Raw genomic sequence first — 15,128 nt, 5'->3', positions numbered from 1 at the left:
TATATAATTAAAATTTAAAATACACCACCCTAATGAATAGTGCTTTTCCGCCATTTTAAGCGCGTCATAAAAAAAACCTGCTCCCATAACGAGAACAGGTTTTTGTTTTTATCACTAAACATTCCTATTGAAGCACGATCAGTTTCGTAACATACTTGTTGTTTACTTTAATCATATATATTCCGGTGCGCACTTTCCTGTCTAAACGAATTTCAATGGTGCCATCATTGTTTGGCTCAACCTGTTGGAGAATCACTTTACCCGGCAGATCGGTAATGGTTACCGTTATCTGTTTGCCTTTCAGGTAGTCGGGGGTTCTTACAAAAACATTACCACCTATTACCGGGTTGGGGTAAACAGTGATCTCAGCAATGGCGTCTTCATCGTCGCAATAGCCCAGTTTGGCCCCATGTTTCAGGAGAGCATCTACTGCAGAAGCGCTTACGCACCCGCTGTGCCTGTTATGGCAGATCACCACTTTATCGTCACGTATGCCACATGTTACATTAATACGCTTAATGGTTATTGAAGCAGTAGCCTTACAGCCTTTGTTATCAGTGATGGTAACTGTATAGGTACCGGCGGTGGTAACCGTGAAGGCCTTTGTTGTTTTGTTGTTATTCCATTTATAGGTATAAGGAGCCGTGCCACCTTCAGGCATAGCCTCAATGGTGAGCGAGGAGTTCGCATAACCAACATAAATGGTATTCTTTTGAGTAGCATACGCGTTTACCGCATATACATCGGGAATGCCGGCTTTTAACGAAACCGGGTTCGTGTCGTCGCAATCAGTATTATTATCAACGCCACAGGCAACAGGGCTGCCAGCGCCCAAACCATCGCCATCGGTATCTGCATACAGTAATCTGGTATCATCACAATCTTCATTATTTGTTACATAACCTGCGGGAGCGGTAGCTGTACAGAACGGAGCCGACACTGTTGAACCGAAACCATCATGGTCGGCATCAACATAGTACAGGATGGGTTCATGTACCAGGGCATCGGCGTCGTTACAATCTGAATTGTTGACAACATACCCGGCGGGTGCATCGTTTTGCGCAAACAACACGGCAGCGCCTGCACCATACCCATCGCCATCAGCGTCGGCATAGAATGCTTTGTTAATGGTCAGTTGTACCGATACGGTGTCGGCGCTCAGATAGTATTCGTCGCCGCCCTGTGTAGCGGAAATGGTAACCACCCCTGCCGACACTATTTGAATTTTGCCATTTACGATCCTTGCAATGGATTCATCGGAGCTTGCATATTGAACCGGCAACTCAGAGCTGGCGGTAGCGCCGGCCTCAATTTCACCGGCATCAACCATTACAGGTTGCATAGCATCGAACGTAATGGTTTGCGTTCCGACGTTCAATAAATTAAATGAAGGGAACCCGGTAACACCGGTAAAACCTGCCTGGTAGGTTGTACCAACGGCGGGGGTTTGTGGTTCACTAAGTATTGCCGGCACATTTGCCTGCGAGGCCAGGCGCATAGGCGCCGCAGCATCACAAAGGGCATTCGCATCGGTTGCGTTATAACCAAAAGTAATGTCAGTAGCTGTTGGGGTAGCCGGTTGAATTGTCCAGCTTCTGTTGATGGCATGGCTTTCATAGGCAGAGCCAACAGACAGATTGCCCTGCTTAACGTTTGCAGTGAAAACAGTGGTTGCAGCTGGCGTAACAGTTACCGGGTTGTAGCTGTTTGCGGTACCGATCCACAATGGAGAGGCGATATTGGCATTGGCCAAACAGGTTACCGTACCCGACTGGTTATCGCCTTTGATGGCAAACCATTGCGTGGGGGCGCCGCCGCCTGCGAATGTAATACCGGTTGGTTTTACCGAATAGTTACCGGTAGAAATAACCGTAATGCCGGTAACTGCCCCATTGGTGAGGTTGGCAACGGCATAGGTTGGCGCCAGGTTGTTCGATAATGTACCACCGGTGAAGAACACGGCCGGCGGAGTTACATAACCTGAGCCACCGGTTCCAACAAATGTATAAGTACCCGGTACAGGATTATTGGCATTGAAAGTTACACCGCCCAAGCCGGTAGCTACGGCAGCAGTACCGGTGTGGTTGCTGGTATTAACGCTTTGACCGCTTGTTGCGGCATTCAGGATCAATGCAGCGGCCGCACCGTCGATAACGCCGTTATCGCCTACATTGATACTGATCTTTTGCGTGGGTTGAAAACGGAATAAACGTACGGTAGAACCGAGTTTCAGCTTTCCGTTCACGTTTACGGTTAGCTCGTTGTTTGATGAGTTCTGGTTGGTGCTCAGGTTGAACTGGGCCGCAGAACAATCGAGCGTACCGTTGATGTTATAGGTCATGCTGCCGCCGGTATTGGTGAATGCCGTCCAGCCATACCCTGTTCCATACTGGCCATGGAATGAACCCTGACTGTTGTTACCGTTGATGGTTACTGTTTTTCCGGCATTGATGGTAAGGGTTTTGGCGCCGCTTCCATTGTTGCCGTTCTGCAGGGTGAGGCTGCTCACCATTGAACCTGCGTAGTTACGAACTTCCATATCGATATCGATAATGAAAGTCTGGTTTGAGCTTTGTGAAGAGTTTGGTGAGAAACGGGCAATGTTCATGACACCGCTGCCGGTAAAGGTGGTTGTACCTGTACCGCTTACAAATATGCGAATGCCTGAGCCAATGGCAGTAACCGCAGAACCTGCCGGCGCGCCAAGACGGCCATTGATAGAAAGCGTAGTGGCTTTATTGGTGATAAGGCTGTACACGCTGCCGGCAGGGGCCGTTGTAGAAGCCAGTACACCGGTACTGGTTATTGAAAAATCATTAACGGTGAGGGTACCTGACATGGTGTGCGTACCATCGATCACATATAGGCCTGAAACAGAAAGGGCAACCTGTTGTAACAGGGTGCCTCCATCATATACTGTGCAGTTTTTTGCAACTCCGGCCGTCGATGCCAACGTGACCGTGTGCCCCGCGAGAATGTGAACGTTCGTATTACCATTGGGCGCCGTTGTGGTGGTACCGCTGTACCCGCCATTTCCATCCGAGATGTTCCAGGTACCTCCATTCCAGTTCATGTTACCGGTTGAAACAAAATCACCAGCTGCAATTCCCGTAACCGTGAGCGTTTGGGAAACATTGGCGGCTGCCGCATAGGCATCGTTACCTTCCTGTGAAGCGGTAATGGTTACCACACCGGAACCTACCACTTTTATTTTTCCATCAACAATAGTAGCCACCCCGGGGTTTGAACTGGTAAGCGTAACCGGCAAACCTGAGCTGGCCGTTGCACCTGATTCAAAATCGGTATCGCCTAATTTCTTTGTTGGCAATACCCCGAAGGAGATGGTTTGTGTTTCCAGCGCGCCTATATAGCTCAATGAGAACCTGTTTATGTTGAAAGCATTGCTGGCGCCTGCAATATATACGCGCATGCTTTGTACGCCGGCCTGCAGGGTGAAGGCCGAACCTATAGTGATCTCGCGCCAGTCTTGCGGGCCATTTGAGAATACAGTGCCATAAGGGATGCCTGCTGTACCGGTTTTATCATCGCCATTGAACTCTACTCTTATGGCGCCATTGGCAGCAGCTGCAGCATAACGCATTTTCAGTTTGTACGTACCTGCCGTTGGTACGGCTACTGTATAATTGATCCACTCGCCGCTCTCGAGACCGGTAAGATTATAACCGCCTTCGGAACACGTTTCAATATCAACCGCTTCGCCGGTCCTGTATTGCCCACCGCTGTTGCCGGCGGTTTTGTCGTTATATACTTTACCCTGCCCGCCGGTAGTGAAATGATCGAAATCCTCCGCTTCAATTTTTCCGGGCACCACATGCATTTTATAAACAGGTTTGCCATTTACAAATTCAACGGGATCTCCGGCACAATTGGCAGGCCTGCGGTAAGCTAAACCACCCCAGCCCGGGAAGTCAACCTGGAAACCCTGTCCTTCCAGACCCGACTCGGAAGTTGAAATGTCGAACGCCCGTTGCAACCATTTGTACCTGTCGGGATTTAATCCAACGCGATCGCGGTAGTGCGCCAGCGCCATTTCATGGAAGGGGTATTGGGTGAACTTGAAGTTGGTGCCTCTTGTAAGTGTTGCAAAATTTTTCTCGAGGTACGGGTTCATTTTCTTTGAGAACCAGCGGCCGGTGCGGTCTCTGCGTTGAATGAATTCACCATTTTCCACAGTAGGTTCCCAGGGCGACTGCTGGTCGGGGAACTTATAGTTGAGCGATGCATTGTAACGCATACCGAACTCTATACCCAGCAATACGCGGTAGTCGAGAAAACTATACAAATCGTCACCCTGGTTCCAGGCCATTTCACACATGGTGTTGATAATAGCCACGCCTGTTATGGTGTGCGACTGGTCTCTGCTGGCTTCCTGGCATTGACCATTTTCCCAGATATAATTTGCGATAGGTTCATTATACCCGTAATCGGGTGTTGTACCAACCGAAGAGCCGAGTGAATATTCATCGTAATAATCGTAGGTAGCAGTGGGGTTGGCCGATACGGAGCGGGGACCTGAAGGATATGGCAGATCATCTGTGCGGTGCGGCTGGCCCGTCATATAACGAAGCGCCCGGTCGTACATGATCTCGTTATCCATGAAGATACCCATGGCCATCAATCCACGCATGGCAAAGATGCCCTGGTTGCCGTGGCGGCCTGCATCGCCATTGTACATATACCAGTAGAAGGTAGCATCTTCAGCCTGGATCGCTGCCGCAGGCACCGTGGTTGTTGAATAACCGGGATACACCAGCATTGCCTTGAACCTGTTTATATCGTTTTGCGCCCAACCGGTATAGGTGCTCTTGATGATCTCGGCGCCTTCCAGCATTTTCCAGATCACACGGCCCGCATCGAGCGCCATGGTACCGTTTGATTCAATATGGGTGATGTTGACCCATGCATTGAAACACTGTACGCTTTTTTGGGCATGCCGTTCATCACCGGTGATATACCACATGATGGCATTGTAATAGGCGGCCAATGCATCGTACTTGAATTTTTCGTAGTTGTAACCAGCTATGGAAGAAGGTTCAACCAACCGGGTAATACCCGGGTTGCCCTGTACGGTATAGTTAAAGCTGGCATATGGGTTTTGAGTGAGGTTCCGGAAAGAAGTTTTCCAGGGCTCTTTACCTGCCTGCACCATATATTTCATACGGTCTAGGTCACTCTTTTTGTGGCTGATACCGGGGTGGGCAAATGTGCGCTGCGCATAGGTTGTTTGATTGAAAACGATCATCAACAACATCAGCATAACGCCATGCACCAGTTTGTGCATCACCATTTTCCTCTTCATCCAACTACAAAGGGAATAGTATGGAATATTTTGAGTAAAATTTTTCATGGACGAATTTTAACTGTTTTAATTAGGGTAATCGATCTACGGATGATCTCAATATTTTTTTCCGGGCCAGGGTTTAGGTGGTATGGGATTGTTGGTTATTGTTTACCACAGGTTTTTCATAGGATCTGTTTAAGTGTTTACATGTTGCTGATTCAGTTGCAGGGTGCCGGGTACCGGGCACCAGTTACCGGGTACCAGGTTGTTAATTAATTGCGGGTATTCACTAAACGCAGCGGGAATTCTGATTCAACCCGCCACCGGCACATTTACTGTACTATTATTTTTTTATCTTCTATGCTGAATTTTGCGCCGCCTGCGAGGTTCAATACTTTCAGCACATCGGAGAGATTGGTATTGCGTTTTACTTCAAAGAACAAAGGGTCGTCCTGTTCAATATCTCTTTTATACACCACTTCTACATCGTACCAGCGCGATATCTGGCGCATCACTGTTTGTATATCTGCCTTTTCGAAATGGAACACCCCGTTTCTCCAGGCCATTACCTGGTTGATATCGGGCGAGCGGTTTGTAGTGAGGGGCGAGTGGGTTCCCAGCAGCGCCTGTTCACCGGGACTAAGGGTCACTTCCTGTTTTGCATTTTTGGCCAATTGGCTGATCTTCACTTTGCCTTCGAGCAGGGTTGTCTTCACCAGCTTTTCATCCTCGTATGCATTGATGTTGAAGTGTGTGCCCAATACCTGCACCTGGCCTATATTGCCACCGGTTTTCCTGTTCTTTATATCAACCAGGAACGGCACTCTTTTTTTGTCTTTTGCCGTTACCAGTTTGGCCACTTCGAAATAGGCTTCACCGGTTACCTGCACTTTTCTTTCCCTGGCATCGAATGCGGTGGGATACGTAATCGATGATTCAGCGTTCAACCACACCTGGCTGCCATCGGGCAATACGATCTTGTACTCACCGCCCTTGGGGGTCGACAATGTATTGTATGTTAAATCGGTTGATGTGCCTTCTGGTTTGCCGCCGGCTGTCTTATACATCAACTGCCCGTTTTTCAGTTTAACTACTTCCGCATTTCCTTCCTGCGCTACAACGCCGTTGGCTGCATTTTCGAGTACGATGGTTGAACCGTTTGCGAGTGTAAGCAAGGCTTTGTTTCCACCGGGCGCAACATCGTTCACTACAGCGGCTGTGGTAACAGGCGTTTTTGACATGCGGTTCAACAGGAACCAACCGCCAGCGGTCAATAACAACAATACTGAAGCGGCGGCAGCGATGCGGCCAAATGATACCCTGCGTACCGGTGTTGTTTTCATTTTCACCACCGGTGTTTCTTCGGCTTCGAAGATCGCCTGCAATACAGCCTGCGCGGTCTTCCCGGACATGACATGTGTTTCAGGTCTTTCTTCCAGCATTTTATCGATCAACTGCTGCACAGCTTCGTCATTGCCGCTTTCCTGCAGCAGGCGCATTAATTCTTCTTTCTCCTCTACAGTACAGGTTTTATCAGCATACCTGTTCAATAAATACTCCAATGATGAAGACATACTAATACCAGGGGTTATGAACTTTGAATGTTTTGTACAAAAGCACTACGTATATAGAGACGCCTGCACGAAACTGTTTGGGTGAGTTCGGGTGAAACTTTTTTTAAAATATTTTCGGAAAGAAGATAACTAATGTGAATATCAGCCGGTTAATAATTCCGGATGAGAATGATGAGGGCGATGGAAATGTCGAGGCGGGCAAGGCAATACGTTCTGATACTGCGCATGGCCTGCGCCAAATGGGTTTTAACCGTTTCCGGTGATAAATGAAGTGCGGCAGCGGCTTCTTCTCTTTTCAACCCTTCGTTCTTTATAAGGTTGTACACCTGCCGTTGCTGTTCGGGCAGGCGTTCGATGGCCGCCTGTAAAATGCGGGTATATTCGTTGTTAAGCACCCTGTTTTCGGTATCGTGGTAATACAAGGGTGCCTCCTGCATGGCGCTCACTTCTATCGATTCCTTGCGGGCGATGCGTTTCAATGCAGTGAATACATAATTGCGGGTGATGGTAAACAGGTAAGCGCGAAAGTGTTCTACCTCGTTAAGCGAATTTCTTTTTACCCAGATCTTTAAAAACACATCCTGCACTATTTCCTCTGCTACGGCTGTTGATCCGGTAAGATCGTAAGCAATGGAATAGATCTTGTTGCGGTAATTATTAAAAATCTGTGTAAAGGCATTTTTGTCACCTTCAGCTATCAGCCTTAGTAATTCATTCTCAGTATATGAAGGGTCGGGCGACAAGGCGTTTTACGTGTTTATTTAACAGGTTTAAAAGAGTGTACGATCAATCGATAAGGAGAGCTAATCTACGGCGTTTCAGGAATTATAAAAATAATTTTTATTTAAACCGTCTGCCAAACATTTATCTTACCCGCCCACTCTAACATCTTTCGGGTTTTCTATTTCCACTTTATAGTTTCTTCTTGCCAGCACTTTTCCGTTGTACGCATCGATCCATTTTATGTATACCATGCTGGTTTCGGGGTCCATTACAGAAGTGATCTGGTACACCAGTGTTTTTTTAAGCGGGTTTACCACGAGGAAACTTTCATCGATGCCATGAACGATTGGCTGGGTTTTATCGGTCAATGCGGTTTGAATGGCCCTGTCGCAGTTGATCACTTTCAATCGCTTGCAATTAAGGGATGACAATTGCACTTTGCGCATCAACTCCCCGCTTTTGTTATAATCAACCCTGAAAAGGAAGGGAATGTCGTTATTCAGTTTCACCTCATACAGATATGAATAAACATAGTCGATCTGGTTGCCGTTCTCATCTTTGAACCGCGAGGCATCGGTCATCTTTTTCCTGACATCGGCATCACACACCAACACCTGTTTTACGATCAGCTTTTGAAAGAAGCTCCGCGATGTTTCCTCAATGGTTACCTTTTCAATGCGTTGTTTAACCGTTTCGGGAACAATACCGGCGTTATCGTATTTTTTGAAGGTACTGTAGGGATTGTCGAAACCGGGGATGGAGGTTTTGTCGATAAACCGGATATTATTACATATTGCCTGCCCGGCGGCCATGGAAACGGAAAAAAATACCAGCAATGCGGTTATTGCAGTTTTCATAGAAAGGATATTAATGGCAGCTAAATTACACAAGTTGTTCAAAACTTAAAATACAACCGCAAATTTTATCATCCGGGCTGTCGCTCCAGTCTTCATTCTTCAGGTTGAAATACCGGTATCGCACTTCGCCGCCAAGGCTTACATAGGCGTTCTAATTTTTCGACAGCGCGTTAAACTTTGCCTTTTCATACCAGGTTAAACCGGTATCGTTTCGTAAGCTGCTGAAATCGTCGTTATAACGCAAAGGCTTAAATGCAGGGACAATTTGCGCCCCGCATTTATGCCAACACAAAAGCCAATTACCAAAAATACCTGCTTCACAGGTTTATTTGTATTGATATCCTCCATAATAATTCACGGGCGACCAGGCCGGAACCGGCTTTGGCTGAACGGGCGCCAACCGGTTATAGTCTCCTTCACCATATACAATTTTGCCATCGAGCACCGTCAATAAGGAATGAATATTTTTAATATTCTCTGCACCCGTCTTCAGGTAATCATCGCTTAAGATCGCGAGGTCAGCCATATAACCTCTTTTTATTGCACCGCGGTCATTATCGAGGTTGATCAAACTTGCGCTGCCCTGGGTGAATAACTTAAGGGCGGTTATTCTATCCAGTTGGTTTTCAGCAGCAGCATAGCTGTTGCCACCAATGGTTTTGCCGGTTATCAGCCAGTACAATGCCACCCAGGGATTGTAGCTGGCAACGCGGGTGCCGTCGGTACCTGCGCCCACTTTAATGCCCAGCGACAACATCTCGCGAATGGGTGGTGTATGCCGGGCAGCCGTTTTGCCATACCGGGTTACAAAGCTTTCGCCCTGGTACGCCATACGGTGCTGGATCGCAATGCCGCCATTCAGTGCTTTGATGCGTTTCAGATTTGCCGCAGACACTGTTTCAGCATGATCAAAAAGCCAGGGCAAATTATTCAGGGGCGTTTCTTTGTTCACTTCTTCAATCACCTTCAGAAACCGGGTTATAGATTCGTTATACGTTGCATGCAACCTGAACGGCCACCTGTTCTTTACAAGTAACGAAATAACATCCTTCAATTGTTTTTCCATTGCCGCAGACAGCTCTGGACGGGGTTTACTGAAATTTTCAAAGTCGGCCCCTGCGGCTACCAGGTTCTCACCACCGCCCTCTACAAAATATTCGGTGGGTAAATGTTCCGAAGGCTGATGATCGAGATCCACCATCGAGATCCATTTCTGATAATCCTGCAACTCAGTGCCGCCTTTTTGCGCAAAGAGATAATAAGGCAATCGAACGGTCAGTTGCCCCAGTTTGGAAAGTGAGTCTGTTATTGAATAATCATCCGGAAAATTCTGAAAGCCCCCACCTGCATCCATTACGCTGGTAACGCCGAGCCGGTTCAACTCGGTCATGAACAACCGGGTTGAATTGATCTTTTCCTCATTGGTCAACTCTGGCAGTTTTGCCAGCGTTGAATACAGGATGAACGCATTCGGTTCTGCTACCAGTAATCCTGTGGGTTGTCCGTTTACATCTTTCTGGATCAGGCCGCCGGCAGGATCAGTTGTATGTTCATCGATGTGCAATGCCTGCAGCCCCGCCCTGTTCAAATAAGCATGGGAATATAAATACAAAATGAATGTGGGTGTGTTGCCTGTGGCTTCATTTATTTCCTGCAAGGTGGGTAATCGCTTTTCTGCAAACTGGTATTCATTCCATCCGCCTGTTACCCGCACCCATTGCCCTTTTGGTGTGCGTTGCGCCTGTTCTTTCAACATATGCAAGGCCCGCTTCAGGGTTTTCACCCCATCCCAACGAAGCTCTGCATTATAAAATCTGCCGGCCCGTATCACATGCAAATGTGAATCGAACAAACCGGGGATCAGGGTTTTCCCGCCTGCATCAACCAGTTTGGTGGCCGGCGTTCTTAACTTTAAAATTTCTTCGTTGCTGCCCACTGCCACGATGCGGCCGCCGGCAATAGCAACCGCACTGGCTGAAGGATGTCTGTCATCGAGCGTAATGATGGCTCCATTATGAATGATAAGCGAAGCCTGTTGTGCATTTGCCGAAACCACCGATGAGAAGAGAATAAAAAGTAACCAATTTTTTGCTTTCATTTTATTACAGTTTAAAATGAAAAAGCAGGATGTTAACCTGCCTTACAACCTCTTACATGAATGTTAAACAAATAGCTTTAGTGTTTAAGCATATCATGCGCATACTGAATACCTAAACCATAAGCACCGCCGTATTTTTTGAACAGCGCGGTAACGGCGGCGTATGTTTCAGAACGCGCCCAGTCCCTTTGCAGTTCAAGAACATATTGTGTAGCGGTAATAGGTTGCACACCGGCCTGTATCATTCTTTGAATGGCCACTCTATGCGCCTCATCGCTTACTCCACCGCAGGCGTCGGTGATCACATACACTTCATAATCTTCGATCAGTGCAGAAAGCGCCGGGTCTACAATGCATACTTCGGTCCACAACCCGGCCAATACGATCTTCTTTTTGCCTTTGGCTACTATAACATCGTGCACCTTTACATCTTCCCACGCGTTCATGGTAGTTCGGTCCATGTAGGCTTCGGTATCGGTATATACTTCGCTTACTTCGGGGAACACCGGGCCACTGAAACTTTTTTCCGAAACCGTTGTAACAATGGTAGGTACATTAAAGATCTTCGATCCGCCGCTGACGAGCCCTACATTCTGGCGCAGGTTTTCAAGGTCGATGTTTTTTACCGCAAAGGCCATCTGGCCTTCAAAATCGATCAATACCAATGTGTGATTAGTGGGCGTCAATAATTTCGGGGAAGGCTTCTGAGCAAAACCGCTTATTGAAAACAAACAGGCTGCCATTAGCGCTACAATTGATTTGATAGGCTTCTCCATGGGTGAAATAATTTTAGTGAATTAGATAGCACAAATTTATTTTAACCCGCCCCCTCGATCAATTGACAAATGAGACGTTTCGTTGTATGATTTATAGTTTATGCATACAAGAGGCTACAGCGCAAACCACAAAAAAAACAGCGACCCCGCCGGAGAGCGGAGCGCTGCTTTAGCCATGAAAAAGGCTGAACGCAAAACGCTGAATGCGAAACACAAATCACTATAAACAGAACACCACCTATTCGCAACAGTGCTGAACGTCAGCATTACCTACATTACACCAGGTTGATCGCTACATTGATATTACCACTTGTTGCTTTTGAGTACGGACAGGTTGCATGCGCTTCCCTGAGCAGTTCTGCACCCAGTTCGGCATCGATGCCGGGCAAACTAACATTGAGGCGCGCCTGTAGAAAATAAGCGCCGGCTGAACTACCCAGGTCTACTTCCGCATCAACCGCAGCATCTGCGGGCAGCTTCACGCTTCTTTTCGCCGCGGCAATACCAATGGCGCTCAGGAAACAGGCTGACCAGCCTGCGGCAAATAACTGTTCGGGATTGGTTCCGTTACCCGGTGTACCCAAATGTGTAAGGGCAATATCAAGCCGGCCGTCAGAACTTTTGGCAGCCCCATCCCTTCCGCCGGTGGTATGGGTTTTACCAGTGTACAATACCTTTTCGATGTCTGTTACATTTGTTGTTAAAGCATTCATTTTTTAGTTTTTAATTGTTTTAAAATTTATAATGAACCCGCGTCAGCTGTCTACCATTCAGCTTTGGCAGCTGCGGTAATCCGTCCGTTTTTCTTTTGCTGCACAAAACCGATCAACTCAAAAGCATTTGCATTGAAATCACCGGGCAGATCGAGCATGATCTTTTTATTATCACTTACATCCTGTGTGTACAACTGTCGCACTATTTGCACATGTGTTAAATGCCTTCCGGTATTTTCACCGGCCTTTACATTACTTGTAGCGGTTTTCTGCACCAGCGCCAGCACCAGTTCGGCATTCTTTTGTGCCGCTGCGGTAAAGTCAACATGCAGTTTGTTGCCTTCCACATGCGGACGAAGCGATATTGTTTGCGCGGCCGGCTGCGCCAGTTCTTTTGTAATGGCTTTTGTAATGTTGTTTTCATAGGAACCAATAAATTCTTTATGTCCATTGATCACCATTTGCGGAGTGTATACGGTTTCCAGATTCAGCCAACCGGCATACCGGCGTTGCCTTTCGGTGTGGGCAGCATCACTGAAGCGGTCTTTCCAGCCCTGGTGGTCCCAGTAATCGACATGGAAGGCCAGCACATAAACTGATTTGCCGGTATTCTCCTGCGTGATCTTTTGAATGAGCTTATCGGCGGGCGGACAACTACTGCAACCTTCGGAAGTAAAAAGTTCGGCTACCACAAACCCATTGTTATTGCCAGCGGTGGCTTTTTTGCTTTTGTCTTTATTATACAGCGGGCGCGCAAATGCGGCGGCCAACACTGCTATTGTTATCATTACTATTATTGTTTTCATACACCTGTTTTTTAATTATTGTAATTCGTTCCTGCGTCAATTGCAACACAAATTGACGTCAATATCCACGGGTGGAAATACATAAATTGGTGGTGTAGGCTAATTGACGGTTGAATTAGGCAATCAGGACGGCTAGCGAGACTGGCACTGCAAAGCAGGGCAGGCTGAGAAGTTAACAGGTTGATAAGGGAATACAACGTTTATTAACTTTATCAACGTTTCAACCTGTCCAATTCACGGCATAAAAAGCCTGATTCACCGTTTAAATTGCCTACCCGGCCGCCCACCTGAGTAGAAAGAAGCGAATTCAAATTATATTTGAGTCATTAATGAAAAAGCAAACATTCAGGATATCGGGCAAAATAATATGGTCAAGCTCCATACTGGTGGGCATCCTGTTATCGATACCTAAAATTGCCGAACGGCATTTCAGTTTATATGAAACCATCGCCAATTTTGTTTTGACAACCCTGTTCGCCCTGTTCGTATGGTATTATAATATGTATACGCTGCCGGCTTATTCAAGAAAAGATATAGCCCATGGCTTTTCGGCAAAACGGCTGGTAAAAAATCTGGCGCTGGGTTTATTGGTCATGTTCCTGCTGGCCAGCCTGCAACAGTTCATTTTATCGCATTTGCCCTTTGGCGCTACGATGGTAATGGTTGAGGTAAGAGGTATTTTAATAACCATTACATTCTATATGTTCATTCAACTGTTGTACCAGAGCTATCATAACCAGCAGGTAAGCATCGAGCTCGAGCGCTCGAAAATGGATAATCTCGGCGCACAGTACGAATTACTGAAACAACAGGTTAATCCCCACTTCCTGTTCAATAGCCTTAATACCTTAAAGTATATGGTTGAGAGCCGGGATGAGCACACGGTTGAATTTGTTTTGAAACTCTCAGACTTTTACCGGTTTACCCTCGAAAGCCGCAAACTGAACCTGATAAAACTGGGCGAGGAATTGAAGATCATGGACGCCTACGTATTCCTGCTGAAAGCGCGGTTTGAGGAAGGCATCGATCTTTCGGTTGCTATCGATCCGCAGTTACAGCAAACCTGGATACCGCCATTTACCCTGCAATTGCTGGTTGAGAATTGTATAAAACATAATGTGGTTTCACTTGACCGGCCCTTGCAGATAAAAATATATTCCGAAGGCGATTTCATCGTTGTTCAAAACCAGGTACAACTAAAACGAACGCCGGAGGCATCAACAGGAATGGGGCTTGAAAATATCAACCAGCGGTATACGCATTTGCTCGATAAAAAAATACTCATACAACCCAACGATACATTGTTCACGATAAAACTGCCTGTAATACATGAAAATAGTCATTATTGAGGACGAGGTAAAAGCGGCAAAATCGCTGGCCGGCCTGATCACCCAAATAAAACCCGGCGCCGAAGTTGTTGCCAGTTTGCAAAGTATCGAAAGCGCGGTGAACTACCTTTCACAAAATGCTGCGCCCGACCTCATCTTTATGGATATTCAACTGTCGGATGGCGTGAGCTTCGAAATTTTTAAGGCGGTGAAAATAAACTGCCCGGTTGTATTCTGCACGGCCTATGGCGAATACGCCATGGACGCCATTAAAGCAAACGGCATCGACTATATCTTAAAACCATTTTCGAAGGAACAACTGGAACAGGCTTTTGAAAAAGTAGACAACTTTAAAAACTTCTTTCAACAAAATACCCAACCCAATCTCGATGAATTGATAAAAAGACTGGGGATTGATGATGGCAAGAAAAGCTTTCTGGTGTTTAAGGAAAATAAATATGTTACCATTGCCACCGACCAGATCGCATACATTTATATAAAACACGACACCACTACTATAGTAACATTCCAGCAACAAACCTATACCCTTCCCCAATCGATTGACCAGGTACAGAACCAGCTTTCGGCTAAACAATTTTACCGGCTGAACCGCCAATACCTGGTGAACTTCAGCGCCATTAAAGAAGTGGAACATTATTATGGCAGAAAGCTACTGGTGAAGCTGGTTGTTCCCAATGCCGACGACCTGTTACTGGGCAAAGAAAAAACCACCGCTTTTTTGCAGTGGCTGGAGAATAGGTGAAGGGCGAGCCGGTTGACGCGTTGACTGGTTAAAAAGTTAACTCGTGCCCTACAGGCCCATACAAAGCGAAATTACATGCATGGTGCGGCCACCATACTCCCTTTGCACAAACCATCGGGCGTTTGTTTCATCGTAAGCGGTCCTAATTATATCCTGAAGTATTTCATCTTATTACCTGTTATAACACC

At 46.8% G+C, this 15,128-nt stretch carries 10 protein-coding genes; 2 read left to right on the top strand and 8 right to left on the bottom strand.

Annotated elements, in window-relative coordinates; genetic code table 11:
- Nucleotides 1-124 precede the first annotated feature (124 nt).
- The 8 genes from A4R26_RS25825 to A4R26_RS25790 all read right to left on the bottom strand — a co-directional run bounded on the left by A4R26_RS25825 (nt 125) and on the right by A4R26_RS25790 (nt 12,849).
- Entirely contained in the window at nt 125-5,368 is a 5,244-nt protein-coding gene (locus A4R26_RS25825) for a carbohydrate-binding protein (RefSeq protein ID WP_081169417.1), read from the bottom strand.
- Between the two features lie 266 nt (nt 5,369-5,634).
- Nucleotides 5,635-6,876 (bottom strand): FecR family protein, encoded by a 1,242-nt coding sequence (locus A4R26_RS25820; protein WP_081169416.1) that lies wholly within the window; start codon nt 6,874-6,876, stop codon nt 5,635-5,637.
- Nucleotides 6,877-7,025: 149 nt separating this feature from the next.
- Entirely contained in the window at nt 7,026-7,619 is a 594-nt protein-coding gene (locus A4R26_RS25815) for an RNA polymerase sigma factor (RefSeq protein WP_081169415.1), read from the bottom strand.
- A 126-nt stretch (nt 7,620-7,745) separates the two neighbouring features.
- Complete coding sequence (locus tag A4R26_RS25810) at nt 7,746-8,456, bottom strand: PepSY domain-containing protein (RefSeq protein ID WP_081169414.1); 711 nt, start codon at nt 8,454-8,456, stop codon at nt 7,746-7,748.
- Between the two features lie 325 nt (nt 8,457-8,781).
- Nucleotides 8,782-10,554 (bottom strand): amidohydrolase, encoded by a 1,773-nt coding sequence (locus A4R26_RS25805; protein WP_081169413.1) that lies wholly within the window; start codon nt 10,552-10,554, stop codon nt 8,782-8,784.
- A 77-nt stretch (nt 10,555-10,631) separates the two neighbouring features.
- Nucleotides 10,632-11,330, bottom strand: a complete 699-nt coding sequence (locus A4R26_RS25800; RefSeq protein WP_081169412.1) for an isochorismatase family protein — start codon at nt 11,328-11,330, stop codon at nt 10,632-10,634.
- A gap of 275 nt (nt 11,331-11,605) precedes the next feature.
- Nucleotides 11,606-12,043 carry an organic hydroperoxide resistance protein gene (locus A4R26_RS25795; RefSeq protein ID WP_081169411.1) on the bottom strand — a complete coding sequence of 146 codons (438 nt, stop codon included), beginning with the start codon at nt 12,041-12,043 and terminating at the stop codon, nt 11,606-11,608.
- 50 nt (nt 12,044-12,093) lie between these two features.
- The gene (locus A4R26_RS25790; RefSeq protein WP_081169410.1) at nt 12,094-12,849 is read right to left on the bottom strand and encodes a DUF1223 domain-containing protein; all 756 of its coding nucleotides are present in this window, start codon (nt 12,847-12,849) and stop codon (nt 12,094-12,096) included.
- A gap of 329 nt (nt 12,850-13,178) precedes the next feature.
- Between A4R26_RS25790 and A4R26_RS25785 the strand changes: the two genes are divergently transcribed.
- Complete coding sequence (locus tag A4R26_RS25785; RefSeq protein WP_081169409.1) at nt 13,179-14,198, top strand: sensor histidine kinase; 1,020 nt, start codon at nt 13,179-13,181, stop codon at nt 14,196-14,198.
- Complete coding sequence (locus tag A4R26_RS25780; RefSeq protein WP_081169408.1) at nt 14,179-14,940, top strand: LytR/AlgR family response regulator transcription factor; 762 nt, start codon at nt 14,179-14,181, stop codon at nt 14,938-14,940. Before A4R26_RS25785 ends, A4R26_RS25780 begins: the two co-directional genes overlap by 20 nt.
- The last annotated feature ends 188 nt before the right edge of the window (nt 14,941-15,128 follow it).

The organism is Niastella populi (genome assembly GCF_002078015.1).
Classification (GTDB): domain Bacteria; phylum Bacteroidota; class Bacteroidia; order Chitinophagales; family Chitinophagaceae; genus Niastella; species Niastella populi.
This window is presented reverse-complemented; position numbering and strand designations above follow the sequence as displayed.

Coding starts and splice junctions, on each gene's coding strand:
- A4R26_RS25805 (WP_081169413.1), bottom strand. CDS start 10,554: ATGAAAGCAAAAAATTGGTTACTTTTTATTCTCTTCTCATCGGTGGTT.
- A4R26_RS25810 (WP_081169414.1), bottom strand. CDS start 8,456: ATGAAAACTGCAATAACCGCATTGCTGGTATTTTTTTCCGTTTCCATG.
- A4R26_RS25785 (WP_081169409.1), top strand. CDS start 13,179: ATGAAAAAGCAAACATTCAGGATATCGGGCAAAATAATATGGTCAAGC.
- A4R26_RS25820 (WP_081169416.1), bottom strand. CDS start 6,876: ATGTCTTCATCATTGGAGTATTTATTGAACAGGTATGCTGATAAAACC.
- A4R26_RS25780 (WP_081169408.1), top strand. CDS start 14,179: ATGAAAATAGTCATTATTGAGGACGAGGTAAAAGCGGCAAAATCGCTG.
- A4R26_RS25790 (WP_081169410.1), bottom strand. CDS start 12,849: ATGAAAACAATAATAGTAATGATAACAATAGCAGTGTTGGCCGCCGCA.
- A4R26_RS25795 (WP_081169411.1), bottom strand. CDS start 12,043: ATGAATGCTTTAACAACAAATGTAACAGACATCGAAAAGGTATTGTAC.
- A4R26_RS25825 (WP_081169417.1), bottom strand. CDS start 5,368: ATGAAAAATTTTACTCAAAATATTCCATACTATTCCCTTTGTAGTTGG.
- A4R26_RS25800 (WP_081169412.1), bottom strand. CDS start 11,330: ATGGAGAAGCCTATCAAATCAATTGTAGCGCTAATGGCAGCCTGTTTG.